Here is a 23,791-nt window from a genome sequence, read left to right as displayed (position 1 = left end):
TCAAGGATTGCGAGCCATGAACCTGTCGCGCACGACATTGCTGGTTATCCCGGTCGTGGGGTTCCTGCTGATATTTTTCTTCGTGCCGATGATCTGGTTCGCAAGCCTGGCGGTGCGCGAGGTTGAAGTGCCTCGAGCCTTGCCGCAGACGATCGCTTCGCTGCGGGACTGGAAGCCGGGGCAAACGCCGCCCGCAACCATTTTTGACGCGCTGGCCAGCGACCTGAAAACAGCACGGAGCTCGGGCACGCTGGCAGAAGCCGCCCACAGGATCAACTACGAAGTGCCCGGGGTGCGCAGCCTGCTGTTGCGCGCCGGCCGCACTGTCGCCAGGGCGCCGGCGGAAACAACGTTCGACGCAGCCTATTTCACCGGCATCGATCCCTTGCTGACGAGCGATGCCTTCCTGTCGGTCGTGAAACGCGCCGGCGTCGGCATTTCCGACTACTACATTCTTTCATCTCTCGATCTGCAACGCACAACCGACGGCGCCATCGCTCAGGCGCCCGTTGAAAATCGGCTCTACCTCGATGTTCTGGCGCGGACGATCAAGATCGCCGCAACGGTGACGCTGTGCTGCCTGCTGATGGGTTTTCCAGTGGCGGTGCTGTTGACGACCGTTTCCGAAAAAGCAGCCGACTGGTTGATGATCCTCGTGCTGCTGCCATTCTGGACGTCGCTTCTGGTGCGCACCACTGCCTGGGTCGTGCTGCTGCAGCGCGAGGGATTGATCAACAGCCTTCTGATGAGGATCGGCGTGATCAGCGAACCCCTGGCGATGATCTACAATCGCACCGGCGTGATCATCGCCATGACGCATGTGCTGCTGCCCTTCATGATCCTGCCGCTCTACGGCGCGGTTCGAGCCATCCCGCCGGGCTACATGCGCGCCGCCGCCAGCCTCGGCGCAAGACCGCTGACGGCTTTCATCCGGGTCTACCTGCCGCTGGCGGCGCCAGGCATTGCCGCCGGCTCGCTGATGGTCTTCATCCTGTCGCTTGGCTACTATATCACGCCGTCGCTTGTCGGTGGCGCCTCGGACCAGATGCTGTCCTATTTCGTCGCCACCTACACCACCGGAACCGGCAATTGGGGCCTGGCCTCTGCCCTCGGTCTGCTGCTGCTGGCTTCGACCTTTCTGCTCTATCTGGTCGCCCACCGGCTTTCCGGCGGTCGCGCCATTTCGTTGAGCTGAGGTAAGCGATGCAACCGTGGAAAATCGTCTACCGGATCGCTTGCGGCGCAGTGCTGGTATTCCTGCTGCTGCCGATCCTGGCCGTTATCCCGCTTTCGTTTTCGAGTTCAGGCTTCCTGTCCTATCCGCTGCCCGGCTTGTCGTTGCGCTGGTACGAAACCGTTCTGACTTCGGGCAGGTGGTTGGATGCCTTCATCAACTCGCTCAAGATCGGCCTCAGTGCGACGGCGCTGGCGTTGCTGCTGGGCACGATGGCTTCCTTCGGGCTGGCGCGGCGGCGCGGCTTCGTCGTCGGTGCCATCAAACTGCTTGCCCTGACGCCGATGATCGTGCCGATCGTGATGATCGCGGTTGCCCTCTATTTCTTCCTGGCGCCGCTGCAACTGACCAATTCCTTTGCCGGCATGGTCATCGCGCACACGGTCATCGCCATACCGTTCGTGGTCATCCCCGTTCTGGCCGCTGTCGAGCAACTCGATCCGAACCTGGCACGCGCCGCGGCGGCCTGCGGCGCGCGCCCGCTCACGGCATTTTTTCGCGTCACACTGCCCTCGATCCTGCCGGCCGTCGCCTCGGGCGCCCTCTTCGCCTTTGCCGCCTCGTTCGACGACGTGGTGATCGCCTTGTTCATTGCCGGACCCGATCAACGCACGCTGCCACGCGAAATGTTTTCCAGTCTGCGCGAGACCATCACCCCGGAACTGACCGCGGTGGCAACCATCATGATGGTCTTCTCGACATTCCTCTTCATGCTGATGCGCTACATGCAGCGCCGCCGCCGGCGGCTCATCAACGTCGCTGCCCAGGGCTTCGTCAGTGCATGATCGAACACGGATCCCGAATGATGCTTCTGCACGACAAGATCGCTTTGGTAACAGGTGCCGCGACGGGCAATGGAGCTGCGATCGCGGCTGGGCTTGCCGCGCAAGGCGCGCGCGTGGTGCTCACCGATATCGACGGCGAGGGTGTTGAGGCACGGCGTGACGAACTCGTCGCGAAAGGTTTCGATTGCCACGCCTTTGTTCTCGACGTCACCGATGCGCACCAGAATGGCGCCGTCCAGAGACTGGTGCAGGACAGGATCGGGAGCATCGACATCCTCGTCAACAATGCCGGCATCCGGCCCCGTCATGCCTTCGACAGCGGGGAGCGCGACAGGCTGTGGCGCAAGGCGATGGACGTCAATCTCGATGGCGTCAGGCTGACCACGCTGACCTGGCTGGAGTCGCTGAAAATGACGAAAGGCTCGGTCATCAACATCACGTCGATCGCAGCCTTCAATGCCTCCCCGCACTCGATGGCATATTCCACTTCGAAAGCGGCGGCGCAGATGCTGAGCAAAGTGCTGGCTTATGAACTCGCCGCCGACGGCATCCGCGTCAATGTCATCGCGCCCGGCGTTATCGAGACGGAAATGACGCGCTCTTCGCGCGAGGATCCGCTGCGCCGCGAGCGGCTGCTGGCCCGCATTCCGATGGCACGTTTCGGCCGGCCCGATGAATTGGTCGGGGCAGTGATTTTCCTCGCGTCGGATCTTTCCACCTATGTGACCGGATCAACGATTTCGGTAGATGGTGGATACTTGGCGATATAGCCATCAACAGTGGTTTGGTTCCATCAAATGATGTCGTCGGCGCGAGATCAGGTCCTGGCCTCGCGGATCAGCCACGAGACGAACGCGGCAACGGCAGGTCTCTCGGTGGCCTGGGGCAGGGTGACCGCATAATAGGCGAACTCCGTCGGCCAGGGACAGTCGAGTGCAACCGCCAGCCGCCCGGCAGCAACTTCCTCGCGGGCGTAGATGTCTCGAACCAGGGCAATTCCTTGCCCCGCCTCGGCGGCCCGCACGAGCAGGAAATCTTCGTCGAAGGCCTGCCCGCGTTCAATCCTGGGGTCGTCCTCAACCTCGAAGGCCTTCAGCCAGAGACGCCAATCCGAACGGTCGGAATCCTGGAGCAGGGGATAGGCGAGGCAGTCGACAGGCCTGGTGATGCCTGGGCCCTCGGCGAGCAAGCGCGGGCTGGCAACCGGGATCAACTCCGGCGCCATCAAGGGAATGACCTCAAGGCCGGGATAGTCTCCGAGCCCATGGCGTATGGCAACGTCCACCCGACGCTTGTGCAGATCGACCAGCGTCGATGAAGCCTCCACGCGGACCTCGACTTCCGGATGAAGGCTGGTGAAACGGCCAAGCCGCGGCACGAGCCAAGAGGCGGCAAAGGAAGGGACGGTGCAGATCGTCACGGATTGGACAGTCCCGTCCGCTTCCAGTTTATCCAGCCCGTTTTCGATCTGGTCGAAAGCCCGCAGCATGACCGGATGCACTTTCGCTCCAGCCTCGGTCAATTCGACCCCGTAGCGTGTGCGCGAGAACAGCGAAGTGCCGACGCGCTCTTCCAGAAGACGCAACTGCTGGCTGACCGCGCCGGAAGTCACTCCCATGGCTTCGGCCGCGCGTTTTACGCTGCCGTACCGTCCGGCTTCTGCGAATGCCCGCAAGGCAAGAAGGGGAAGTACGCGGCCCATCGATCGTTCACTCTTAGAATTTAATCAACCTAAAAATGAATCCGGCTGAGTCAAGGCATAAAAAGTTGATCCAGAAGGGCATATGAATGAATTTGTATTTAGACAGACTAAACAATTGATGAGAAACCATCGTTTCTCCTGGTCGTGTCGACCCATTAGATATTGCTGCGAAAGACAACCGTAAATTCGGCTGGACAGGCTTCGGCAGCATGCTGCCTCAGCGGTCTGCCGGTGCGGCATAACTTGCGCAGAGGAGTTTGCCTGTGAACATCGCCACTTCAAAAATAGATCGCGCGACGGCGCCAACCGGTGCCTCGTTCGAGGCCTTCGCTGATCATCCGGGCTATCGGCGCATGTTCGCGCCGGATCGTTTGACCATCGGCATCTTCCTGCCGTTGCGCTTCTTCCAGGGAGACATGACGGTGCTGCAGGGGCAGGCAGAGCTCGTCGCGGAAATCGACCGCCTGGGCTTTTCAGCCATCTGGGTTCGCGATGTGCCGCTGTTCGATCCTGCATTCGGCGACGCCGGCCAATTGTTCGATCCTTTCACCTACCTGTCCTACCTTGCCGCCCGAACGCAGAAGGTTGCCCTGGCTACCGGCAGTGCGATCTTCACGCTGCGCCATCCGATCGACCTGGCGAAGGCAGCCACGACCATCGATCATCTTTCGGGCGGACGTCTGGTCCTCGGCATCGCCTCGGGCGACCGGCCGGTCGAATTCCCTGCTTATGGCATCGACATGGAAAGCCGCGGCGAGCGGTTTGCGGAGACGGTCGCGTATTTCCGGCAGCTTGTCGCGGCCGGTCGGCCTGAGATCGTTTCGAGCCTGGGCACGATGCGCGGCGTGGATTTCTATCCGAAGCCGGTTTTCGGGCGAATTCCGCTGATCGTCACCGGCGCCAGCCGCCAGGAGCGGTCCTGGGTAGCGGAAAATGCCGACGGCTGGCTGACCTATCCCCAGGCCGCCCACACGCCGGAAGGGCCACAGCGACTGGCCAATATCATTCGCGACTGGCGCGCGAAGATACCGGGCGGCGGCTTCAGGCCGCATATGACCAATGAATGGCTCGATCTGGTGGAGGATCCGGATTTTCCGCGCACGCCGCTCAGGGGCGGTTTCGTGCTGCAGACCGGTCGCAAGGGGCTGATCGATCTGCTGAACGAATGGCATGCTGCCGGTGTCAACCACGCCGCGCTCGGCATCCAATTTGCAAGTCGTCCAGCAGGCGAAATCATACAGGAACTCGCGGAAGAGGTCCTGCCCTTGTTCCCGTCGCTGGAGGGGCCGCAGCCGCTCTCGACCCAATGGTGAACCGCGCCTGGACAGAGCCATCGGTCGACGCCCTCAAGGATCTTTTTGCTCACATACCGACGTCGGTCGCGGTGGTCACCGTCGGTGGCCGCGCAGGGGCTTATGGGCTGACGGTGGGCACGTTAAACACCCTGTCGCTCGAGCCGCCATTGGTGATGTTCGCGGTCAACGCTGCATCGCGTCTGTTGCCACGGCTACACACCGGCGCTGCGATTGGCATCAATCTTCTTGCCGCCGGCCAAACCGACATTGCCCGGCAGTTCGCAACCGCGGCAATCGACCGTTTCGACGGCATTCGATGGTGTGAGGAATATGCCTTGCCGCGCATCGACGACACCATGGCCTGGATACCGGCGCGCGTCCAACAGCGCGTGCCGTTAGGCGACCATAGGCTGATCACGGCCTCGGTTGCATCCGGGGAAATCAATCAATCCCTGCCGCTCCTGCATTGGCGCAGGGCGTTTCATGCGCCGTCGCCCGTCGCTGCGCCCGATGGTCAGCCACGACCGGATGCGTGACCAGCAATGACACCCACCAAAGAAAAGACCATGCCCGTCATTTACCCCGCCCTCGTCATTCGCTCAGCGGAGCCTGTCGATGCACTCGCATGGCGCGAACTCTATCGCCAATACGGCGAATTCTATCGAACACCCGTCGATGACGATGTTCTGGATCGCGTCTGGAACTGGCTGCTCGATACGGGCCATTCCTTGAACGCGATCCTGGCGATCGCACCCGACAACACGATGGTCGGCTTTGCCCATTACCGCGCATTTCCCGAAACGCTTCTCGGTCGTGACGCCGGTTTTCTGGATGATCTGTTCGTGCTGCCGGCGCAGCGCGGCAAAGGTGTCGGCCGCAGCCTGATCCTTGGCGTCGCCAAGATCGCCAAGACGCAAGGATGGCCGTTCGTGCGGTGGATCACCGCGGACGATAACGCTTCCGCCAGACGGCTTTACGATGAACTGGCCGCCAAAACGCGCTGGGTCACATACGATATGAAGCCGACGGAGTAGCGGAAAGGCTGTAAGGACGTTTCCTGGGGTATGCTCGTCATCCCGGGAATCAAAGAACAGATCGGCCTAGTGAGCCAATTCGATGAGTGAATTCGATTTCGGTGCCCGCAGCGCCAGGGAGTTCCGGCATCGGAACTTCTGGACGCTGTTCGAGGAGCGACATCCTGCGGAGCGTTCCCGCAGGGTCAGGCACGGGCCCTGGTTTTGGCAGCGCGGCCTGCCGGCATTCAATCTCGTCATCACCATGTATGTGGCGCCCGAGCAGAGCGTCGTAGGCGTCTTCTTCGGCCGCAACGCACGGCTGGGCGCGGTCGATACAAAGGGCCGGCTGCAGCCGTTCAGGGCTGCGATCGAAAGCAGGCTGAAACTGAAGCCGGGACAGAGCGAGCCGGAGTTCGGCGTCAATGCGATCTGGCGGGTCAACTGTTTCGCCGATGACAACTGGCCCGCGATGGCAGACTGGCTGGTCACCGAGGCCGGCCGTTTCGAGCAAGCGGTGAGCGAAGTGCTCGGCCCGGAGGGAAAGATCGAGCCGTCTTGAGATGGCCCATCTCCTCACGGCGACTTTTGGGATGCTTCTATCCGGCCGGTCCCAGGTTAAAAAGCCCCGTCGGCTGAAAGGATTGTTGCAAGAAATCAGCGAAGGTACGCACGGCGGGTCGCATCGTCTGTCGCCGCAGCCGCAACGTCACCATGTGGACCGGCGCCAGACGCTCGGCGATCGGTATCGCCACGATCCTGCGTCCGTCATAGCTCACATCCGTGCTCGGCAATGCGTTGTGGATGGTGTAGCCGCAGCCATGGCCAACAAGACCGCGGATCAGTTCCGGCGATCGCGAACGGTGCGCGATGTGGGGCGCAACACCGCAAGCCATGAACAAGTTGAAGAAATAGTCGCGGGAAAAGGGCAGGTCGAGCAGGATGAACGGTTCGTGTCCGATCTCCTTGAGGCTGATCCTGTCGCGTCCGGCAAGCGCGTGGTCCGAGGCAACCAGTATGTAGGGCGGCAACTCCGCCAATCGTTCGGCAACCACTTCCTCCGGAACCGCATAGGCATAGGTTATGGCCAATTCCAGCCTGCCGCTGGTGATTCCCTCGATGATGTCCTGCTGATTGCCTTCCTCGTGGTTGACCGTGATGCCGGGAACGCGCCGCGCGAATTCCGCCAGCAAGCCGGGCATGAAGCGGATCGCCAAAGTCACGAAGCTGCCCACCGTGATCTGGCCCGATACATTCGACGACAGAGCCTCTGCGTTCCGCGAAAAGTCGCGGGCGTGATTCAGGAGATGGCGGGCGTCATTGACGAAACGCTGTCCGGCGACTGTCGTCGTCATGCCGCGGGCGTGATGGCGGACGAAAAGTTGCAGGCCGAGCGTGGCCTCGATCTGCGCAATGGCAGCGGAAATGGACGGTTGCGACACGTTCAGTTGTTTGGCGCTGCCGCTGACGCTGCCTGTGTCTGCCGTGGCGACGATATAGGCGAGGGCTCGCATCGATAGGTGCATATAGGGATATCCTATCTAATTTGCCAGGTAATATTACTTTATTGATATCCTGTCTTGGCCCACTATCAAGTCAACAGAGCGGTTCGCCTGTCGGAGCAGCCGCCAAAACGCCAAACGCCGGGGAGACGAATGGCGATGACCTTTCAAAGACAACAGCCTGGGATTCTGGGGCAAAAGCCTTCGTTTCGGTTCGACGGCGATGGAACCCTGGCGCGGATAGGCCTCATCTACATGGCCTCCAGCGTCGTCATGGAATCCGAAATGTGGGCGATGGCAGCCGAAGGCATTTCCATTCACACCACGCGCATCAAGCTGCCGAAAGTCACCGTCGAGGGGATCGAGCAGATGATGAATGCTCCGCAACTCGAGGAGGCGGCAAGACTTCTCGGTTCGGCGCCGATCGATGTGTTGTGTTTTGGCGGCACCAGCGCTTCGTTCCTGCACGGTACGGCCTACGATGTCGCCTTGACCGAGAAGCTCAGGAATTGGGCACCGGGCAAGAAGATCAACACCGCCTCGACAGCGACGCTCGCAGCACTTGCCGCTGTGGAGGCGGGGCCTGTCGCGCTCGCCACGCCCTATGTGGACGGGGTGCACCAGCGTGCCATCCGCTTCCTGGAAGAGAACGGCCACAAGGTGGTGCGTCATCGCAATCTCGGGATCGACAAGGACACCGAGCTTGCCGAAGTGCAGCTGGAAGAACTCTATGACCTGGTGTGTTCGGTCGATCACCCCGACGCCACGGCGATCTTCATCAGCTGCACGAATTTCCGCAGCGTCGGCGCCATCGAGGCGTTGGAAGTCGCTTTGGGCAAACCCGTCATTTCCGCGATACAGGCGTCCTTCTGGCATTGCCTGAAGATCGCCGAAGTGAGGGGCGCAAAGCCCGGCTATGGCCGCCTGCTGCACGACGTGGTTGCCGAGCGGGTGCATCCATGACCCAGCAATCCCTCGCACAGTCCATGCCCGAGGCCGGCGACTATGGCGCCGTCCTGTTCTACAGCGAATTCGACGATCCCAAGGCATGGGGCGATGCCCTGAAATCAAATCTCCCGGGACTGGATTTCCGTGTCTATCCGGATGTCGGCAATCCTGACGACATCCGCCACGTGCTCGCCTGGAAAGCGTTCCCCGGATTCTTCGAGCCGTTTCGCAACATCGCCCAGGTGGTCAACCTGGGTGCCGGTATCGATGCCCTTGTCGGTCGCACCGATCTGCCTGACGTGCCGATTTCACGGCTCTCCGACCCTGGCATGATCGCGCTGATGAGAAGCTACGTGCTTTTTTCGGTCATCCGCTATGCGCGCGATATTCCTGCCTTCGAACAGGCGCAGCGCCGGCATGAGTGGCACTACATCCATCCGCGTCCGCTCGATACCATCAAGGTGGGTATTCTCGGACTGGGTCATCTCGGCTCCGCCGTGGCCAGTGGCCTCGCCGATGTCGGTTTCGACGTCAGCGGCTGGGACGTCGCGCCCAAATCGATAACGGGTGTGCGTTGCTTCGGGCTCGATCAGAAGCAGGATTTCCTGGGCGAGCTGGAGATCCTGGTCAACATGATGCCGCTGACGCCGGCGACCGCCGGCATGATCAATGCGGATCTGTTCAGTGCGCTGCCGCAGGGGGCCAAGTTCGTGAACGCGTCGCGCGGTCACGTCGTCGACGAACCGGCTCTGATCGAAGCACTGCGTTCCGGGCAGATCGGCGGCGCTACGCTCGACGTCTTCCATGTCGAGCCGCTGCCTGAGGATCATCCGTTCTGGAGCATGGAGAACGTGCTCATAACGCCGCATCTCGCCAGCATCACGGTGCCGGAAGCGGCAGCCCGCGACGTCGCTGAAAGCATACGGCGCGTGAGTGCCGGTGGAGAGCCGCTGCATCGGGTCGATCCGCGGCGCGGTTATTAGACTGGTGCCATAGAGCCGGCGAAGACCGGCGATGGCTCAGCATCGTATTTCCGCCTTCCCGGGAGAAGGCGGAGCGAGGGCAGGAAGGGCTCTCGCGTCCAGGCATGGCAAAGCGTGATGGACATTGTCCCGGATGAGGGAACAAAAACAAGGAAGAAAGACAATGATCAGTTCAGTTCGTGCCTTCGGGCTCGCGGCCGCCATGCTTCTGGCTGCCGGCGGCTACGCCTCTTCTGCGGAAAAATTGATCCTCGGCAACGAGGGCAGCTATCCTCCTTTCAGCATGGTCGACGCCAGCGGCAAGCTGACCGGCTTCGAACCAGAGCTGGCGCGCGAGATGTGCAAGCGCATGGAGACCGAGTGCGAACTCGTCGTTCTGGATTTCAAGGGGCTCATCCCGGCGCTGCTTCAGAACAAGCTCGACGCGGTCGCGACCCAGACCAAGCCTCTGCCTGAGCGCAAGGCCAAGGTTCTCTTCGGGCGGCCGATCCTGTTCAATCCGGACAGCTATGTGGTCAAGGAAGACACCAATTATACCTTCACGAAGGAAGGCTTGAAGGGTGTGAAGATCGGTCTGCAGCGCGGGTCGGCGCAGGCCAAATATATCGCCGAACATTTCGGCGATGCCGTGGAAACCGTCTTCTACGACAATCCCGACCAGATCCGCCTCGACCTTGCCAGCGGTCGCCTCGACATGAGCCTCGGTCCGAAGATCAGCTGGACACTCGAATTCCTGAACAAGCCGGCGGGCAAGGGGTGGAAATTCGCCGGTGGCGATTTGTGGACCGGCGGCGGAGAGCAGGGATCGAGCTGGATTGCCCGCAAGGACAGCCAGGAACTCCTGGACCGCATGAACAAGACCGTCGATTCCATCGTGGCCGACTGCACGTTCACGAAGCTGCGCAAGCAGTTCATGGAAGTGGTGCTGCTTCCAGAGGAAAAAGCCTGCATGTGACGCATGGCGTATGGGCGCAAAGCCGTTTCCGGCTGGGCGCGCCCATCAGTCCAATCGGGGAGGATGGCAACCATGGCTGAGATGGGTTTTGTGCAGCAATTGGGCATTGGCGCCCTGATGACCATCAAGGTCGCGGTCCTCTCCTATCTGTTGGCGCTCACCATCGGGACGGCGTTCGCACTCGTCACGCTCAAACGCCGCCTGGTGGTCGGCGCTATCTGGCAAGTTTATGCATCGATCTTTACCGGGGTGCCGTCGCTGCTTGTGGCATTCCTGTTCTTCTATGCAGGCTCCGGCATCGTCGCCAGTCTGGCCTCGCTGGTCGGCCTCACGGTTACGGTCGACATTTCGCCATTTGCCGCGGCCGTGGCCGCGCTCGGCATGGTCTATGGCGCCTATCTGGCCGACCTGATCCGCTCTGCGATCCAGAACGTACCGCCAGGGCAGTTCGAGGCGGCAAAGGTCCTTCTCGTACCGCAACCGGCCACATGGCTGCTGGTGATACTCCCGCAGGTGTTGAGGCTGGCACTTCCCGGCATGACCAACATGTGGATCGTCGTGCTGAAGGATACGGCGCTGATCTCGCTGATCGGGCTGAAGGAGATCATGGCCTACGCCAAGCTGGCGTCCGGCGTCACCAAGGAGCCATTCATCTACTATGTGCTGGCCTCCGTCTTCTTCCTCGGCATGACCTGGCTGACCTATTTCGTGTCACGCCGCATCGAGAGCTGGTCCGAGCGTGGTTACAAGCCAGTCGTGAAACGGGAGCCGGCCCATGCATTATGATCCGGTCCTTGCCTGGGAAAGCATGCCGACGCTGCTTGCGGGTACGGCGACGACCTTTGCGGTGCTGTTGCCTGTGCTCGTCCTGGGACTGCTGCTCGCCTTGCCTGTCGCATTGATGCGTCTGGAGAGAGGGGGCAAGGCGGTGTTTGCCGCCAGCTACATCGCATTCTTCCGTGGCGTGCCCAGCCTTGTCCTGCTTTATCTGGTCTATAGCGGGCTGCCCCAACTCTCGGTCGTGCGTGACACGTTCCTATGGACCGTGTTCTCCAACGCCTATTTCTGCGCCTGGGTGGGGCTGACGCTCACCCATTCGGGCTATATGGCCGAGATCATTCGTGGCGGCCTTGCCGCCGTGCCTCCGGGCGTCGTCGAGGCGGCGACGGCACTTGGCCTGAGCCCGAGGCAGGCCCTTTTCAGGCTTCGTCTGCCCATGGCTGCCCGCTATGTGCTGAAGGCCTACCAGAATGAACTGCTGATCATGGTCAAGAGCACATCCGCGGTGAGCGCCATCACCCTGGTCGACCTCACGGCCGCAGCCAATACGGTGTTCGACTATACCTACGACCCGTTCACACCTCTGGTGACGGCTGCCGCGATCTACTGGTGCATCGTCAATATCATGCGCATCGGCTTCACCATGGCCGACCGCAAGCTGAACCGTCATCTCGCAAGAGGCTAAGCTCCAGCGGCATGACCCCGAAAGGATTGATCCCATGAATGCGGTTACGCAGATCGCAGTGCCTTCACCGGTCCGCCGGGAAACGCCGGCGGCAGTCGCGATCTCCATCCGGAAGCTCAACAAATTCTATGGCGGCTTTCAGGCCCTGCGCGATATCGATCTGGAGGTCGGGCAAGGGGAGATCGTCGTTTTGTGTGGCCCATCCGGATCCGGCAAATCCAGCCTGATCCGTTGCATCAATCACCTGGAGCAACACAACTCCGGCACCATTCGTGTCAACGGCACGGAACTGACGCACAAGGCAAGCGACGTCGCCCAGGTTCGACGGCAGCTCGGAATGGTCTTCCAGGGCTTCAACCTGTTCCCGCACATGACTGTGCTGGCCAATTGCACCTTCGCGCTACGCCTTGCCTTGCGTCTACCGACTGCCGAGGCGAACGACATCGCTCGTGAATATCTCGCGAGAGTGAATGTGCAGGACCAAGCGGCCAAGTACCCTTCCGAACTGTCAGGCGGCCAGCAGCAGCGGGTGGCGATCGCCCGCGCATTGTGCCTCAAGCCCTCGATCATGCTCTTTGATGAGCCGACCTCGGCGCTCGATCCGGAATCGGTCGGCTCGGTGCTGCGCATCATGGAAGATCTCGCGGCCACCGGCATCACCATGGTGTGCGTGACGCATGAGATGGGCTTTGCCCGCCGTGTCGCTGACCGCTGCGTCTTCATGGAGAAAGGCGAGATCGTCGAAGAAGGAACAAGCGATCGCTTCTTCGGCGCACCGTCCACCGTGCGTCTCAAGGCCTTCCTCCAGCAGGTTTTGTAACGACAGAGCTCTGGTTCCTGGAAGCCGTTCTGAAACTTCCACATGGGCAAAAAAATAGCCGCTTCCTTGCGAGGAGCATTGCTCCAGCCAAGAAGCGGCCAGTCACGGCGGCACCAGCAGTGCGCGCCGCTCGCCTATGCCGGTTAAGCCAGAACGGCCTCCGGCGTTTTGCCCACGAGCGCGAAATAGCTCGCACGATCGGTTGCCCCTTCGGTGTTGAAAAACAGCAGGCGCGATTGGGATGTGATGCCGAGCACTTCCATCTCTTCCGCGCTCCTTGCCGTGTGCAGGAATGCGGCGAGCCCTGCGCCACCGCTTTCACCGGCAACGATCGCCGGATCGCTGTCGACGGGTTGCGCCAGCCGCTGCATGGCGTTCACGGCATCGACCTCATCGATCGTGATGACCGCATCGGCCTTGCGCGACAGGATCGACCAGGCTTTGAGCGATGGCTCATAGCATTCCAGCATCGCCATGATGGTCGGCTCGCCATGCTCGACCTTCCTGAGTGCTCCAGCCTGCATGCTCTCGAAGATGCAAGCCGCACGCGTCGGTTCCACCACGATCAGCTTTGGCCGTTGCGCTCCATAAACAATATCGAAGTGACCCGCGACCGCAGCTGCCAGCCCGCCTACGCCGGCCTGCACGAAAATATGGGTCGGCGGCTGTGGCAGCTCCCGCAGCACCTCCTTCAGCATGGCTGTATAGCCCTGCATGACAAGGCCTGGGATGCGCTCATAGCCGGGCCATGACGTGTCCGACAAAACGGTCCAGCCGTTCTCCGTGCAGACGCGCTCGGCTTCCTTGACCGAGTCGTCATAGGTGCCTTCGACGCGGATGATATCGGCCCCGAACTGCGCAATCGCGGCAACGCGTTCGTCGCTGACCCCCGAATGCACGAAGATGACCGAACGCGCTCCGACCATCTTGGCGCCGGCTGCAACCGATTTTCCGTGATTGCCGTCGGTGGCACAGCCGAACGTCAGCGTCTTGGCGATGTCACGCACGGCATCGTTTTCGAGATCGACGACGTCTAGTTCTCGCTGCAGCTTGCGGGACGCTTCCTCGAGAACAAGCCGCACCACGGCATAGGATCCTCCGAGCGCCTTGAAACTGCCGAGACCGAGGCGTTGGCTCTCGTCCTTCACGTGCACCGAAGCAATGCCGAAGCGTTTTGCCAGTCCCGGCAGCGAACGCAGTGGCGTCGCCTTGTGGTTTGGACGATGAGTAAGGAAGCGCTCGGTCAAGTCTGCCGCCTGTGTGCCAAGCAACTCAGCGTCCGCGCTATCAAGCGCCTTGTTGTGATCGGGATGCGTATTCAGGATGAGCATGATGCACGTCTCGTGTTGGGTGTGCCTGCGGTACGGTCGAGGCTATTGCGCGGGCAGTGCCTTGCCCGATGACAGTTCGTTGAAAGTCGAGAAGAATTGCCCCGCGAGCTTCTTCGAGGTCGAAACGATCAACCGGCTGCCGAGTTGCGCGATCTTGCCGCCCACATCGGCGCTTGCCTTGTAGGTGAGGATCGTCGTGTCGGGCCCCTCTTCGGCGAGTTGGATGTCGGCCCCGCCCTTGGCGAAACCGGCAATGCCTCCCTTGCCTTCGCCGGCTATGGTGTAGGAAGTGGGGGGATTGATGTTGGACAGCGTCACTTCACCGGCGAAGCTGGCCTTGATTGGTCCGATCTTGAGAACCACGGTTGCTTTCATGCGACCGTCCGGCGTCTTCTCCAGAGCCTCGCAGCCCGGGATCGATGCCCGAAGGATATCGGGATCGTTAAGGTTCTCCCATACTTTGGCAATCGGCGCGGCGATCCGCTCCTCGCCCTCGATGACTAGAGACATAAGAATTCCTCCGCAGATGAAATGAGAGCGGGCGCAGGCGATCCTGTCGTCGGCGCTTCGCCGTTTTGGACTGATCCTACAGGGGGTGATGGATGCAGATGTTCTTGGTCTGCTGATAGGCAGCCAGTGCTTCCAATCCCTTTTCGCGGCCGTAGCCGGAGAGCTTGTAGCCCCCGAAGGGGAACTCGACATCCAGGCCCACCCCGAAGGAGTTGATCCAGACCTGGCCGACGCGGAGCTTGGCACCGATGCCGAGCGCCTTGTCGATGTTGCTGGTGTGGATGCCGGCGACCAGCCCGAACGGGGAATCGTTGGCGCCGTCCACGGCCTCATGGACGCTGTCGAAGGGAATGACGGTGAGGATCGGCCCGAAGATTTCCTCGCGCGCGATCCTCGCCGCGTTGGTCGCGCCGACGACAAGGCCAGGGCGTACGAAAGCGCCTTTGGCGAGTTCCGGGCTGGAGGGAAGGTCAGCACCAAGCAGAAGCTCACCTTCGGCCTTCGCCACCTCGTAGTAGCGCTCGACATCGCCGCGGTGCGCGGGGCTGATCAGCGGCCCCATGTCGGGATCGTCGATGCCGGCGCCGAGCTTCATGCCGCTGATGCGCTTGTGCAACCGCTCGACCACGGTGTCGTGGATCGACCTTTCCACGAACAAACGCGTGCCGGCGTTGCAGACCTGGCCGCAATGCGTGAGGAAGCCTCCGGCAATGATCGGCAGCGCGCGGTCGAGATCGGCGTCGGCAAGCAGGATCTGCGGCGATTTCCCACCGAGTTCCATGTTGCAGGGCACGGCATGCGAAGCGGCCGCCACCAGAACGCGTTCACCCGTCGGCACCGAACCGGTGAAGGTGATCTGATCGACGCCGCTGTGCCGGGCGAGCAGATCGCCGGCCAATGAGCCGCGTCCGTTGACGAGATTGACCAGTCCCTCGGGTAGCCCTGCCTCACGGCAGATCTTGACGAATTCATAGGCGGTGACAGGCGTGTCGGCGGCCGGCTTGATGATGACCGCACAGCCTGCCGCCAGTGCCGGCGCGACGCCGCGGGCGATGAGCTGGAACGGATAGTTCCACGGTATGATGTGAAGGCTGACACCGATCGGCTCCTTGACCGTCCAGTCCGACCAGTCGGGACCAAGCGGGATCGAGGCGCCATGCAGCTTGTCGGCGGCGCCGCCGTAGAACTCGAAGAAGCGGGCCGAGCAATCCACCTCCCAATAGGAATCGCGTAGCGGCTTGCCGCTATCCTGGCTTTCCTTTCGTGCGATCTCGTCGCGGCGCTGGAGCATGAGTTCGCCGATGCGGTGCAGGATACGGCCGCGCTCGAATGGCCGCATGCGCCGCCAGGGCCCGTTGTCGAATGCATTGCGTGCTGCCGCGACTGCCAGATCGACTTCTGCGGCACCCGCTCGTGCGAAGGTGGCGACGAGGGTGCCCGTGGCGGGGTCGCGGGTTTCCCCAATGCCATCGGAGCCTTCGTCCAACACTTTGCTGCCGACAACGATGGGAATGTGAGGGGTTGCGGTCATGGGATCTCCAGCGGGTGCATTTGGGTGTCGCTGATCGAGTTGTATGCAAACTAAAAAAGATTGTCTACATGAATTGACAGAATGTTTACACGCTGGTAGCCAAAATGCATTCGAAAGAACATAATGAGCGAGGGCATATGCAGCTTGGTCTGGAGCGGAAACGAGCGCTGGTGACGGCCGCTTCCCGAGGATTGGGCCGCGCTTCCGCGCTTGCCCTGGCTGCGGAAGGCGCCAGTGTGGCGGTTGGCGGTCGCAATCAGGCTGCGATGACCGAGCTCGTGTGCGAGCTCAAGGATGCCGGTGCGGCTTCGGCGATTGCCGTTCAGATGGACCTGGCCGACCGTGCGACGTTGAAGCCCGCAGTGGACGAAGTGGTCGCCGAATTCGGCGGGCTGGACATTTTCGTGGGCAACACCGGCGGCCCCGCCGCCGGCCCGTTCCTCAGCGTCTCACGCGAGGGCTGGGAGCACGCGCTCAACGAAAGCCTGCTGCCGATGGTCGATCTGTGCCATGCGGTCCTGCCGCACATGCAGGCGAACAGATGGGGCCGCATCATCTTCGTCACCACCGTCGGCGTGAAGATCGTGCAGCCGAACATGGTTCTGTCAGACTCCGTGCGGCTGGCAGTGGTCGGCCTCGCCAAGTCGCTGTCGATCGAGTTCGCCCATGAGGGCATCATGGTCAACTGCCTGTGTCCCGGTCCCTTCGCCACCGACCGCATGGAATATCTGGTCCAGTCGAGCATGGACCGCGACGGGTTGAGCCGTGCGGACGCCGAGGCGCTGTGGCTGCAGGAAGTCCCGGTCGGCAAGTTCGGCGATCCCAATGATTTCGGCGCCATCGTCGCCACGCTCGCGTCCGAGCGCGGCGGTTTCATCACCGGCACCGCGATCGCACTTGATGGAGGAAAGTCCCGTGCTTACTAAAACCCAGTCTGACAAGGCGCAGACCATGGATGGCGGTGCGGCCATCGTCGCCTGGCTGAAGTCGGCCGGCGTGAAGAACATCTTCTCGGTCTCGGGCGGGCCGATCAACTCCATCTATCGCGCCTGCGCGCACCAAGGCCTGCCGCTGATCCACACGCGCCACGAGGCGGCGGCCTGTTTCATGGCCGAGGCGCAATCGCGCGTGACGGGCAAGGCCGGCGTGGCGGTCGTCACGCTCGGCCCCGGCGTCACCAATGCCGTCACACCGGGCATGGTCGCCATGCTTGCCGGCACGCCGATGATCATCGTCGGCGCCCAGGCGTCGACGAAATCGGCAGAGCGTGGCGCGGGCATGGCCTACGATGTGCTGCCGATCATGAAAGGCGTCACCAAATGGGCGGCGCGCTGCACCGATCCCAACCGGCTGCAGGAATATCTCGACATCGCCTGGCGCAAGATGTGGGCTGGCCGGCCCGGTCCCGTGTTCCTGGAGGTGCCGACCGACATCCTGTCGTCGCCGCTCCGCGAGGCCCCCGCTACCCAGCATCCGCCGATGCCCGGCCTGCCGGGGATCGCTGCCGGCGACGCCGAAGCCGCGCGCGCCTTGCTTTCCGGCGCCAAGAAGCCGCTGCTGATCCTCGGCGACGAACTGTTCTGGAGCCGCTCCTCCCGCATCACCGAGGCGGTGGAAAAGCATGGTCTTGCCTTTTCGACCCTGCGCCTGGCGCGCGGCATCGTCGATGAGCGCCATCCACGCTGGATGGGGCCTGCCTACGCACCTTGCAACGCGACGCTGCGCACAGCGATGAAGGACGCGGATTGCATTGTGCTCCTTGGCCATCATTTCGAGTTCGATCTCGAATTTGGCGATACTGTCGGCCCGCAGGCGCGGATCATCCAGGTCTGCTCTGACCAGGAACTGCTGCATCGCAATCGCCGCGCCGATCTCGCCATCGCGGCATCGCCCGCCGATTTCATCGACCTCCTCGCCGATATGCCTGAGCTCGGTTCCGATAAGGCATGGAGCGACGGCCTGGTCACGGCATGGCGCGAGGAACATGCCGCTCAGCTCGGCGAGGGCGATGCTGCGGGCATGCATCCGCTCGCCGCCGTCGATGCCGTGAGTTCAACCGCGCCGGAGAACACGATCTATGTGACGTCCCACGGCAATGTCGATTTCTGGGCCGATGCGCGGTTGCGCGTTCCGGCGCCCGGCCGCTACCTGCGCGCCGGCCAGTCAGGCGCGCTGGGCGCCGAGGTTCCTTATGGTGCCGGTGCCAGCTTCGCCGATCCGGATGCGCCGGTCGTGGTCTTTGTCGGTGACGGTGGCGTCGGTTTCCATGTCGCCGAGCTCGATACGGCGGAGCGTTACGGCCGTGCCTTCATCATCGTGGTGCTGGATGACGAATGCTGGGGCGCCATCGCGTTGCCGCAGGAGCAGAGCTTCGGCGAGACCTATGAGATGGGCCTGCCGCGCCGCGACTGGAGCAAGGTCGCGGAAGGTCTGGGCGGACGCGGATATTTCGCGCGCGACGTCAAGGCCCTATCGGAGGCCGTGGCGGACGCCATCGCCAGCGGCAAGCCGGCCATCATCCAGGTGCCGGTGCGCAGCGTCATCAGCCCCTATATGGCTTACATTTCATAGAAGCCAGGAAACCAAAAGGTATCGACATGAACATCTGGAAAAATGGTGCTGCTGCCGGCGTGACGCCGCCGAACCACTTTGGCGGGCTGACTGTGCTGGACGTCGTGCCCTTCAAGGGCAGCAACTTCTCTGTGCAGGTCTCGAGGGCCCCGAAGGGCGGCGGTGGCGAAATGCACCATCATGACGACTGGTCGCAGCTTTTCTACCTGGTTCGCGGCGAGCTGACGTTCGACACAGGCAAGGAGCGCTTCACCTTGAAAGAGGGTGAGTCCGTTCTCTTCGAGCCGGGTGATCTGCATTACACGATCAACGAGGCCGATCAGGAAGCTTCCTATCTCGTGATCACGGTGCAGCAGTAGCGGTTGTATACAATCGCTTCCGGGGTGCTTGCATAGTGTCAGGCGAGAATGCATCTAGGAAGGGCGAGAATCTGGGAGCAAACGTTGAGCGAAGTCATCGATGGGGCCAAGGAAGCCAGGCCGTCCGCGGACAGTCTGGTTCGTATACTGGAAGACGATATCCTCAACGCCGTGCTGCGGCCGGGGGAACGTCTCGACGAGCAGTCACTGGCGCGCCGCTTCGAAGTATCCCGCACGCCGATCCGTGAGGCGCTACGCCATCTGGCCTCCAGTGGCCTGGTGGACATCAAGAAGAATCAGGGTGCGACCGTCAAGCGACTGACGACGGGCGAGCTCATCGAGATGTTCCAGGTCATGGCCGAATATGAGGGCCTGTCGGCGCGGCTGTCGGCCCGCCGCATGACGAAGGAAGACGTCGTGGAGATGCGCAAGCATCATGAGCAATGTGCGGCGATGGCCGAAAGGGAGGATTACGGTGGTTTTTATGAAACCAACAATATCTTCCACGACTCGATCTTCCGCGGCTCGCGCAACGTCTTCCTGCAGATGGAAAGCCGCAAGCTGCGCAATCGTCTCAACGTCTATCGCCGCCACATCACCACGCCGCGCAGCATGACGAAGTCGGTCTATGAGCACGGCCGCATCGTCGAGGCCATCACGGCAGGCGATGCAGCACAGGCGCATGATCTGATGCGCGAGCATGTCGACCTGCTGGCGGGTGCCGCCGCGGACGTCCTGCTCGCGCTGGAAGCCGAAGGCATCGAATAGAACCACTCGACCTGACGGCGAGTTTGCCCGCGGCGCCCGGCCGCCGCGGGGTGGGGAGATTTTGACCAAAGACCGGATGACGGTGAACCGTCGAGGAGGAAGCGATGAGTGACCTTTTTGCCAGGCAGGTGGTGGATGGCGCGGTGCACGCCAGAGCCGTGACAGCATTCGCCAGAACGGGGATAAGGCTGCCGAAGCTTGCGGAGCTGGCATCGCCGTCCACGATCGACGCGGCAACCCGCAAGGCCTTGCCTGTCATAGATCCCGACACAGCCGATTCACTCAATCTGTTTCGCGTTCATTGGTACAATGGACCGGATCGCCGCCAAGCGGTCGAGACGCCGCAACATCTGGTCTTGCCATCGGCGTTGACCGGTGTGCCCGCCAGGATCGTCGTTGCGACGGGAGACCGTTTCCCGATGATTGCCGCGCACAAGGTGCTGGCGGCTTATGGCTGCCTGGTGCCTCGGCTGGTGACGGGACAATTCGACCTCGACAACCAGCGCGCCGTCTGGCCGTCCACCGGCAATTACTGCCGCGGCGGCGTCGCCATATCGACGATCCTCGGCGCCCGCAGTGTCGCCGTGTTGCCGGAAGGCATGAGCCCGGAACGCTTCAGCTGGCTTGAAAAGTGGATGGCCGATCCGGCCGACATCATGCGCACACCAGGCAGCGAAAGCAATCTCAAGGAGATCTACGACGCCTGCCACGAACTGGCGAAGGACAAGCGCAATGTCATCCTCAACCAGTTCAGCGAATACGGCAACTATGTCGCCCACCGGGCCGTGACCGGTCCCGCGCTGGAGCACGTCTTTGCTGCCGTAAATAAGGCCAGTGGAAACAGGCTCAAGGCCCGTGCCTTCGTGGCTGCCTCCGGTTCGTCGGGAACGCTGGCCGCTGGCGACCATCTGAAGGAAAGCCTCGGCTGCCAGATCGCAGTGGTGGAGGCAACCGAGTGCCCGACATTGCTCAACAACGGTTATGGCGAGCACAACATCCAGGGCATCGGCGACAAGCACGTGCCGCTGATCCACAATGTCTTCAACACCGACTATGTCGTCGGCGTCTCGGAGCGATCTCCCGACAGTCTGAATCTCCTGTTCAATCTTCCGGCCGGTCGGGATTACCTGCGTGGGCGCAAGGGGTTGTCGGATACAGAATTGGAAAGCTTTGGCCATCTCGGCCTGTCGTCGATCGCCAATATCGTCGCGGCGATCAAGCTGGCGAAATATCTCGACCTCGGTGAAGACGACGTCATCCTGACCGTCGCGACCGATGGCGCCGCCATGTATGAATCCCAACTGGACAAGGTGTTGAACGCGTCCTTCGACGGCGTGTTCGATCAACTCTCGGCAGCCGAAGTGTTTGGCGAGCATCTCGCCGGCGCGCGCACCGACGCGCTTCTTGAACTCACACGCACCGAACGCGAGCGTATCTTCAATCTGGGTTACTACACCTGGGTCGAGCAGCAGGGCGTTTCGCTCGAGGATTTCGCGCGCCGCCGCGACCAGTCGTTCTGGGATGGCCTGATGGCGATGGTGCCGGTGTGGGATGGGTTGATCGAGGAATTCAACGTCGCGGTGCAATCTGCCCGCAACTAGCCTTTGACGACAAGGTGAAAGATGAAAGGCCGGCGAAGCTTCGCCGGCCTTTTCGATGTTTCGATCAGACGAGGCTCAGACAGCTTCGCGGATATGCTGCGAAAGATTCCACAGGGCATTGGTGTTCAGGGGCGTGCTGGTGACGCCGACGCCCAGCGCGTTGGCGACGGCATTGGCGATGGCGGCTGCCGGACCGATGGCACCGCCTTCGCCCAGTCCCTTGGCACCGAGTGGCGTCAGCGGGGTCGGGGTTTCGATGTGATGGACTTCGATGTCCGGTATCTCCGGCGCCAGCGGCATCAGATAGTCGGCGAAATTGGTGGTCAGCGGCTGGCATTCGGCGTCATAGATGAAGTGCTCGAACATGGCCGAGCCGATACCCTGCACCACGCCGCCTCTTACCTGGCCGTCGACCACCAAAGGATTGAGGATGGTGCCGCAATCCTCGACCACGACGAAGCGGCGCAGCTTCATCTTGCCGGTGGTGACGTCGATCTCGACCACCGCTGCATGCACGGCATTTGAATAGCTGCCGTCGCGCGGACCGTCGAGACTCGCGTGCGCTTCCAGGCCGGGCGTCATGCCCTCGGGAAGCTGGTCGACATTGCGCAAGGCTGCACGCGCGAGCTTGCGGATCTCGATGTGGTTTCCGGGATTGCCGCGTACCGACGCCTTGCCGTTTGCCAATTCGATCTGGTCGGCTTTGACCTGCAGCAGGTGCGCGGCGATGGCGCGCAGCTTGTCGGCAAGCTTGGTTGCGGCGATGTGCACCGCACCTCCGCCGAGCGGACCGCCTCGGCTGCCCCAGGTGCCGACCGAATAGGGCGTCGTCAGGGTGTCGCCGTGGCGGACATAGATGTTTTCCGGCAGGATGCCGAGCGCATCGGCCGCCACCTGCGCCATCGTGGTCTCCAGGCCCTGGCCGTGATTCTGCAGGCCAAGGTCGATGGTCACTTCGCCATCCGGCGACATCTCCACGCGGGCTGCGATATAGCCGGTTTCGATGGGCACGCGGCGGCGGGTGAAATCAGGCGTGCCATGGGCGGTCTGCTCGATGAAACAGGCGAAGCCGACGCCGATACGCGTCGTTGCGGAGACGCGCGAAGCCGAAGCGTCCGCGATGTCATTTGCGAGCAACTCGCGCATCTGCTCCAGCGACTGCGCGTAGGAGCCTTCGTCATAGGTGAAGCCGAGGACGTTCTTGTAAGGGAACTCCCGGACGATGTTCTTCAACCGGAGCTCGAACGGATCCATGCCGAGTTCGATGGCGATGTCGTCCATCAGCCGTTCCTGCGAGAACACGGCGGAAGGGCGCGCGACACCGCGATAGGTGCCGATGGGACATTTGTTGGTCGCCACGGCGCGGAACGTCGCCTCATAGGCCTGGAGGTCGTAGGGGCCGGGCAGCACCTTGCCGACCATGCCCGGCTCGCCGGCCGCGGTGAATGGAAAGGTCGAATAAGCGCCGTTGTCGACGGTGATGTCGGCTTTCAGGCCAAGCAACCGCCCGTCCGCCGCCACATAGGCTTCCAGCGTGTGCTCGTGGTCGCGGGCATGAAGCGAGGCGATCAGGTGCTCACGGCGGTCCTCGATCCATTTCACCGGGCGTCCGGTCTTCATGGCGAGCCAAGCCACCAGAACTTCATCGCCGAAAACCTGGCCCTTGATGCCGAAGCCGCCGCCGACATCCGGTGCCACGACGCGGATGCGCGATTCCGGAAGGTTCAGCTCTTCGGCGATGTAGGTGCGCACCAGATGCGGCATCTGCGTCGACGACCATACCGTCAAAAGGCGATCGGCGGGGTTGTAATGGGCTACGACACCGCGGCATTCCATCGGCACCCCGGCCTGGCGCTGCGTGCGATAGGTACGCTTGACGACATGCGCGGCAGCCGCCTTGGCAGCATCAAGATCGCCGCCCTTCATCTGGCGTTGGACGATGACATTGCTCGTCCATCCATCGAACAGCGGCGGCAGCGACGCGTCACGCGCTTGCTTCATGGTGCCAACGACGGGCAGGGAGTCGTATTCGACCATCACGTGCTCGGCAGCGTCCTCGGCCTTATAGGCGTCTTCGGCCAGCACGACGGCGACAGGTTCGCCGACGAAGCGCACCTTTTTTTCAGCGAGCAATGGCTGCTCGGAATATTGCATCTCAGGATAGTCCTGATGTGCCTTCATCGACAGGCCGGCGGTATGTTCGCCGGTGAAAACCCAGGTCGGATAGCCGATATCGGCAAGAGCCGAGGAATCGACCCCGACGATGCGCGCATGCGCGATATCGGCGCGCACGAAAGTGAGATGCAGCATGTTGGGCAGGCGGATGTCGTCGATATAACGCGCAAGGCCCGACAGCAGCCTGATGTCCTCGAAACGCTGGATGCGTGCCCCGATATGTCTGGGCTGTTCGGCTTTCAT

Annotated in this window: 24 protein-coding genes; 18 read left to right on the top strand and 6 right to left on the bottom strand. The window is 62.0% G+C overall.

What is annotated here, in order from left to right; all coding sequences use genetic code 11:
* The first annotated feature begins 16 nt into the window (after positions 1 to 16).
* Genes ACFWXH_RS19145 through ACFWXH_RS19135 form a run of 3 tightly spaced genes read left to right on the top strand, consistent with a single transcriptional unit; the run spans position 17 to position 2,789 of the window.
* Positions 17 to 1,195 carry an ABC transporter permease gene (locus ACFWXH_RS19145; protein ID WP_379122847.1) on the top strand — a complete coding sequence of 393 codons (1,179 nt, stop codon included), beginning with the start codon at positions 17 to 19 and terminating at the stop codon, positions 1,193 to 1,195.
* Positions 1,196 to 1,203: 8 nt separating this feature from the next.
* On the top strand, positions 1,204 to 2,019 hold the full coding sequence (locus tag ACFWXH_RS19140) for an ABC transporter permease (RefSeq protein WP_152980038.1): 816 nt from the start codon (positions 1,204 to 1,206) through the stop codon (positions 2,017 to 2,019).
* Between the two features lie 17 nt (positions 2,020 to 2,036).
* Positions 2,037 to 2,789, top strand: a complete 753-nt coding sequence (locus ACFWXH_RS19135; RefSeq protein ID WP_379122844.1) for an SDR family NAD(P)-dependent oxidoreductase — start codon at positions 2,037 to 2,039, stop codon at positions 2,787 to 2,789.
* A gap of 47 nt (positions 2,790 to 2,836) precedes the next feature.
* Here the strand turns inward: ACFWXH_RS19135 and ACFWXH_RS19130 are convergent, their stop codons facing one another.
* Complete coding sequence (locus tag ACFWXH_RS19130) at positions 2,837 to 3,721, bottom strand: LysR substrate-binding domain-containing protein (RefSeq protein ID WP_379122842.1); 885 nt, start codon at positions 3,719 to 3,721, stop codon at positions 2,837 to 2,839.
* A gap of 263 nt (positions 3,722 to 3,984) precedes the next feature.
* Here ACFWXH_RS19130 and ACFWXH_RS19125 point away from each other — a divergent pair, with 263 nt between their 5' ends.
* From ACFWXH_RS19125 to ACFWXH_RS19110, 4 genes are all read left to right on the top strand, one after another.
* Entirely contained in the window at positions 3,985 to 5,034 is a 1,050-nt protein-coding gene (locus ACFWXH_RS19125; RefSeq protein ID WP_379122841.1) for an LLM class oxidoreductase, read from the top strand.
* Positions 5,031 to 5,552 carry a flavin reductase family protein gene (locus ACFWXH_RS19120; protein WP_379122839.1) on the top strand — a complete coding sequence of 174 codons (522 nt, stop codon included), beginning with the start codon at positions 5,031 to 5,033 and terminating at the stop codon, positions 5,550 to 5,552. Before ACFWXH_RS19125 ends, ACFWXH_RS19120 begins: the two co-directional genes overlap by 4 nt.
* A gap of 6 nt (positions 5,553 to 5,558) precedes the next feature.
* Positions 5,559 to 6,050 (top strand): GNAT family N-acetyltransferase, encoded by a 492-nt coding sequence (locus ACFWXH_RS19115; RefSeq protein ID WP_379122837.1) that lies wholly within the window; start codon positions 5,559 to 5,561, stop codon positions 6,048 to 6,050.
* An 82-nt stretch (positions 6,051 to 6,132) separates the two neighbouring features.
* Positions 6,133 to 6,591 (top strand): hypothetical protein, encoded by a 459-nt coding sequence (locus ACFWXH_RS19110; RefSeq protein ID WP_379122835.1) that lies wholly within the window; start codon positions 6,133 to 6,135, stop codon positions 6,589 to 6,591.
* 37 nt (positions 6,592 to 6,628) lie between these two features.
* Here ACFWXH_RS19110 and ACFWXH_RS19105 read toward each other — a convergent pair whose 3' ends face one another.
* On the bottom strand, positions 6,629 to 7,555 hold the full coding sequence (locus ACFWXH_RS19105; RefSeq protein WP_379122833.1) for a LysR family transcriptional regulator: 927 nt from the start codon (positions 7,553 to 7,555) through the stop codon (positions 6,629 to 6,631).
* 135 nt (positions 7,556 to 7,690) lie between these two features.
* On the opposite strand from ACFWXH_RS19105, the gene ACFWXH_RS19100 reads away from it, so the two are divergent.
* The 6 genes from ACFWXH_RS19100 (at position 7,691) to ACFWXH_RS19075 (ending at position 12,702) form a co-directional block, all read left to right on the top strand.
* Complete coding sequence (locus ACFWXH_RS19100; protein WP_379122831.1) at positions 7,691 to 8,494, top strand: Asp/Glu racemase; 804 nt, start codon at positions 7,691 to 7,693, stop codon at positions 8,492 to 8,494.
* A complete protein-coding gene (locus ACFWXH_RS19095; protein ID WP_379122829.1) occupies positions 8,491 to 9,462 on the top strand; it encodes a 2-hydroxyacid dehydrogenase in 972 nt (323 codons plus the stop codon). Before ACFWXH_RS19100 ends, ACFWXH_RS19095 begins: the two co-directional genes overlap by 4 nt.
* 163 nt (positions 9,463 to 9,625) lie before the next feature.
* Complete coding sequence (locus tag ACFWXH_RS19090) at positions 9,626 to 10,417, top strand: transporter substrate-binding domain-containing protein (RefSeq protein ID WP_379122827.1); 792 nt, start codon at positions 9,626 to 9,628, stop codon at positions 10,415 to 10,417.
* A 72-nt stretch (positions 10,418 to 10,489) separates the two neighbouring features.
* The gene (locus ACFWXH_RS19085) at positions 10,490 to 11,203 is read left to right on the top strand and encodes an ABC transporter permease (protein ID WP_379122825.1); all 714 of its coding nucleotides are present in this window, start codon (positions 10,490 to 10,492) and stop codon (positions 11,201 to 11,203) included.
* Positions 11,193 to 11,882, top strand: a complete 690-nt coding sequence (locus ACFWXH_RS19080) for an ABC transporter permease subunit (RefSeq protein WP_054313916.1) — start codon at positions 11,193 to 11,195, stop codon at positions 11,880 to 11,882. The genes ACFWXH_RS19085 and ACFWXH_RS19080 overlap by 11 nt, the downstream gene beginning before the upstream one ends.
* Positions 11,883 to 11,916: 34 nt before the next feature.
* Complete coding sequence (locus tag ACFWXH_RS19075; protein ID WP_379122823.1) at positions 11,917 to 12,702, top strand: amino acid ABC transporter ATP-binding protein; 786 nt, start codon at positions 11,917 to 11,919, stop codon at positions 12,700 to 12,702.
* Between the two features lie 143 nt (positions 12,703 to 12,845).
* On the opposite strand, the gene ACFWXH_RS19070 is transcribed toward ACFWXH_RS19075, so the two are convergent.
* The 3 genes from ACFWXH_RS19070 to ACFWXH_RS19060 form a co-directional block, all read right to left on the bottom strand.
* The gene (locus tag ACFWXH_RS19070; RefSeq protein WP_379122821.1) at positions 12,846 to 14,033 is read right to left on the bottom strand and encodes a diaminopropionate ammonia-lyase; all 1,188 of its coding nucleotides are present in this window, start codon (positions 14,031 to 14,033) and stop codon (positions 12,846 to 12,848) included.
* A gap of 42 nt (positions 14,034 to 14,075) precedes the next feature.
* Complete coding sequence (locus ACFWXH_RS19065) at positions 14,076 to 14,543, bottom strand: CoxG family protein (protein WP_379122819.1); 468 nt, start codon at positions 14,541 to 14,543, stop codon at positions 14,076 to 14,078.
* 76 nt (positions 14,544 to 14,619) lie between these two features.
* The gene (locus tag ACFWXH_RS19060) at positions 14,620 to 16,074 is read right to left on the bottom strand and encodes an aldehyde dehydrogenase family protein (RefSeq protein ID WP_379122817.1); all 1,455 of its coding nucleotides are present in this window, start codon (positions 16,072 to 16,074) and stop codon (positions 14,620 to 14,622) included.
* A 137-nt stretch (positions 16,075 to 16,211) separates the two neighbouring features.
* Between ACFWXH_RS19060 and ACFWXH_RS19055 the strand changes: the two genes are divergently transcribed.
* From ACFWXH_RS19055 to ACFWXH_RS19035, 5 genes are all read left to right on the top strand, one after another.
* Entirely contained in the window at positions 16,212 to 17,000 is a 789-nt protein-coding gene (locus ACFWXH_RS19055) for an SDR family oxidoreductase (protein WP_379122815.1), read from the top strand.
* Positions 16,990 to 18,645: a thiamine pyrophosphate-binding protein gene (locus ACFWXH_RS19050; protein WP_379122813.1), complete on the top strand. Its 1,656-nt coding sequence runs from the start codon at positions 16,990 to 16,992 to the stop codon at positions 18,643 to 18,645. The genes ACFWXH_RS19055 and ACFWXH_RS19050 overlap by 11 nt, the downstream gene beginning before the upstream one ends.
* A 26-nt stretch (positions 18,646 to 18,671) precedes the next feature.
* On the top strand, positions 18,672 to 19,004 hold the full coding sequence (locus ACFWXH_RS19045) for a cupin domain-containing protein (protein WP_379122811.1): 333 nt from the start codon (positions 18,672 to 18,674) through the stop codon (positions 19,002 to 19,004).
* An 84-nt stretch (positions 19,005 to 19,088) separates the two neighbouring features.
* On the top strand, positions 19,089 to 19,772 hold the full coding sequence (locus ACFWXH_RS19040; protein WP_379122809.1) for a GntR family transcriptional regulator: 684 nt from the start codon (positions 19,089 to 19,091) through the stop codon (positions 19,770 to 19,772).
* A gap of 104 nt (positions 19,773 to 19,876) precedes the next feature.
* On the top strand, positions 19,877 to 21,373 hold the full coding sequence (locus ACFWXH_RS19035; protein ID WP_379122807.1) for a pyridoxal-phosphate dependent enzyme: 1,497 nt from the start codon (positions 19,877 to 19,879) through the stop codon (positions 21,371 to 21,373).
* A gap of 75 nt (positions 21,374 to 21,448) precedes the next feature.
* Here ACFWXH_RS19035 and ACFWXH_RS19030 read toward each other — a convergent pair whose 3' ends face one another.
* Positions 21,449 to 23,791: a xanthine dehydrogenase family protein molybdopterin-binding subunit gene (locus tag ACFWXH_RS19030; protein ID WP_379122805.1), complete on the bottom strand. Its 2,343-nt coding sequence runs from the start codon at positions 23,789 to 23,791 to the stop codon at positions 21,449 to 21,451.

It is taken from the genome of Mesorhizobium sp. NPDC059054, from assembly GCF_042739215.1.
Classification (GTDB): domain Bacteria; phylum Pseudomonadota; class Alphaproteobacteria; order Rhizobiales; family Rhizobiaceae; genus Mesorhizobium.
Note: the sequence above shows the minus strand (reverse complement) of the source record. Positions and strands in the feature narration are given on the sequence as shown.

Coding starts and splice junctions, on each gene's coding strand:
- ACFWXH_RS19070 (WP_379122821.1), bottom strand. CDS start 14,033: ATGCTCATCCTGAATACGCATCCCGATCACAACAAGGCGCTTGATAGC.
- ACFWXH_RS19060 (WP_379122817.1), bottom strand. CDS start 16,074: ATGACCGCAACCCCTCACATTCCCATCGTTGTCGGCAGCAAAGTGTTG.
- ACFWXH_RS19115 (WP_379122837.1), top strand. CDS start 5,559: ATGACACCCACCAAAGAAAAGACCATGCCCGTCATTTACCCCGCCCTC.
- ACFWXH_RS19065 (WP_379122819.1), bottom strand. CDS start 14,543: ATGTCTCTAGTCATCGAGGGCGAGGAGCGGATCGCCGCGCCGATTGCC.
- ACFWXH_RS19035 (WP_379122807.1), top strand. CDS start 19,877: ATGAGTGACCTTTTTGCCAGGCAGGTGGTGGATGGCGCGGTGCACGCC.
- ACFWXH_RS19080 (WP_054313916.1), top strand. CDS start 11,193: ATGCATTATGATCCGGTCCTTGCCTGGGAAAGCATGCCGACGCTGCTT.
- ACFWXH_RS19130 (WP_379122842.1), bottom strand. CDS start 3,721: ATGGGCCGCGTACTTCCCCTTCTTGCCTTGCGGGCATTCGCAGAAGCC.
- ACFWXH_RS19145 (WP_379122847.1), top strand. CDS start 17: ATGAACCTGTCGCGCACGACATTGCTGGTTATCCCGGTCGTGGGGTTC.
- ACFWXH_RS19105 (WP_379122833.1), bottom strand. CDS start 7,555: ATGCACCTATCGATGCGAGCCCTCGCCTATATCGTCGCCACGGCAGAC.
- ACFWXH_RS19055 (WP_379122815.1), top strand. CDS start 16,212: ATGCAGCTTGGTCTGGAGCGGAAACGAGCGCTGGTGACGGCCGCTTCC.
- ACFWXH_RS19030 (WP_379122805.1), bottom strand. CDS start 23,791: ATGAAAGCCGAACAGCCCAGACATATCGGGGCACGCATCCAGCGTTTC.
- ACFWXH_RS19135 (WP_379122844.1), top strand. CDS start 2,037: ATGATGCTTCTGCACGACAAGATCGCTTTGGTAACAGGTGCCGCGACG.
- ACFWXH_RS19100 (WP_379122831.1), top strand. CDS start 7,691: ATGACCTTTCAAAGACAACAGCCTGGGATTCTGGGGCAAAAGCCTTCG.
- ACFWXH_RS19110 (WP_379122835.1), top strand. CDS start 6,133: ATGAGTGAATTCGATTTCGGTGCCCGCAGCGCCAGGGAGTTCCGGCAT.
- ACFWXH_RS19075 (WP_379122823.1), top strand. CDS start 11,917: ATGAATGCGGTTACGCAGATCGCAGTGCCTTCACCGGTCCGCCGGGAA.
- ACFWXH_RS19140 (WP_152980038.1), top strand. CDS start 1,204: ATGCAACCGTGGAAAATCGTCTACCGGATCGCTTGCGGCGCAGTGCTG.
- ACFWXH_RS19090 (WP_379122827.1), top strand. CDS start 9,626: ATGATCAGTTCAGTTCGTGCCTTCGGGCTCGCGGCCGCCATGCTTCTG.
- ACFWXH_RS19095 (WP_379122829.1), top strand. CDS start 8,491: ATGACCCAGCAATCCCTCGCACAGTCCATGCCCGAGGCCGGCGACTAT.
- ACFWXH_RS19045 (WP_379122811.1), top strand. CDS start 18,672: ATGAACATCTGGAAAAATGGTGCTGCTGCCGGCGTGACGCCGCCGAAC.
- ACFWXH_RS19085 (WP_379122825.1), top strand. CDS start 10,490: ATGGCTGAGATGGGTTTTGTGCAGCAATTGGGCATTGGCGCCCTGATG.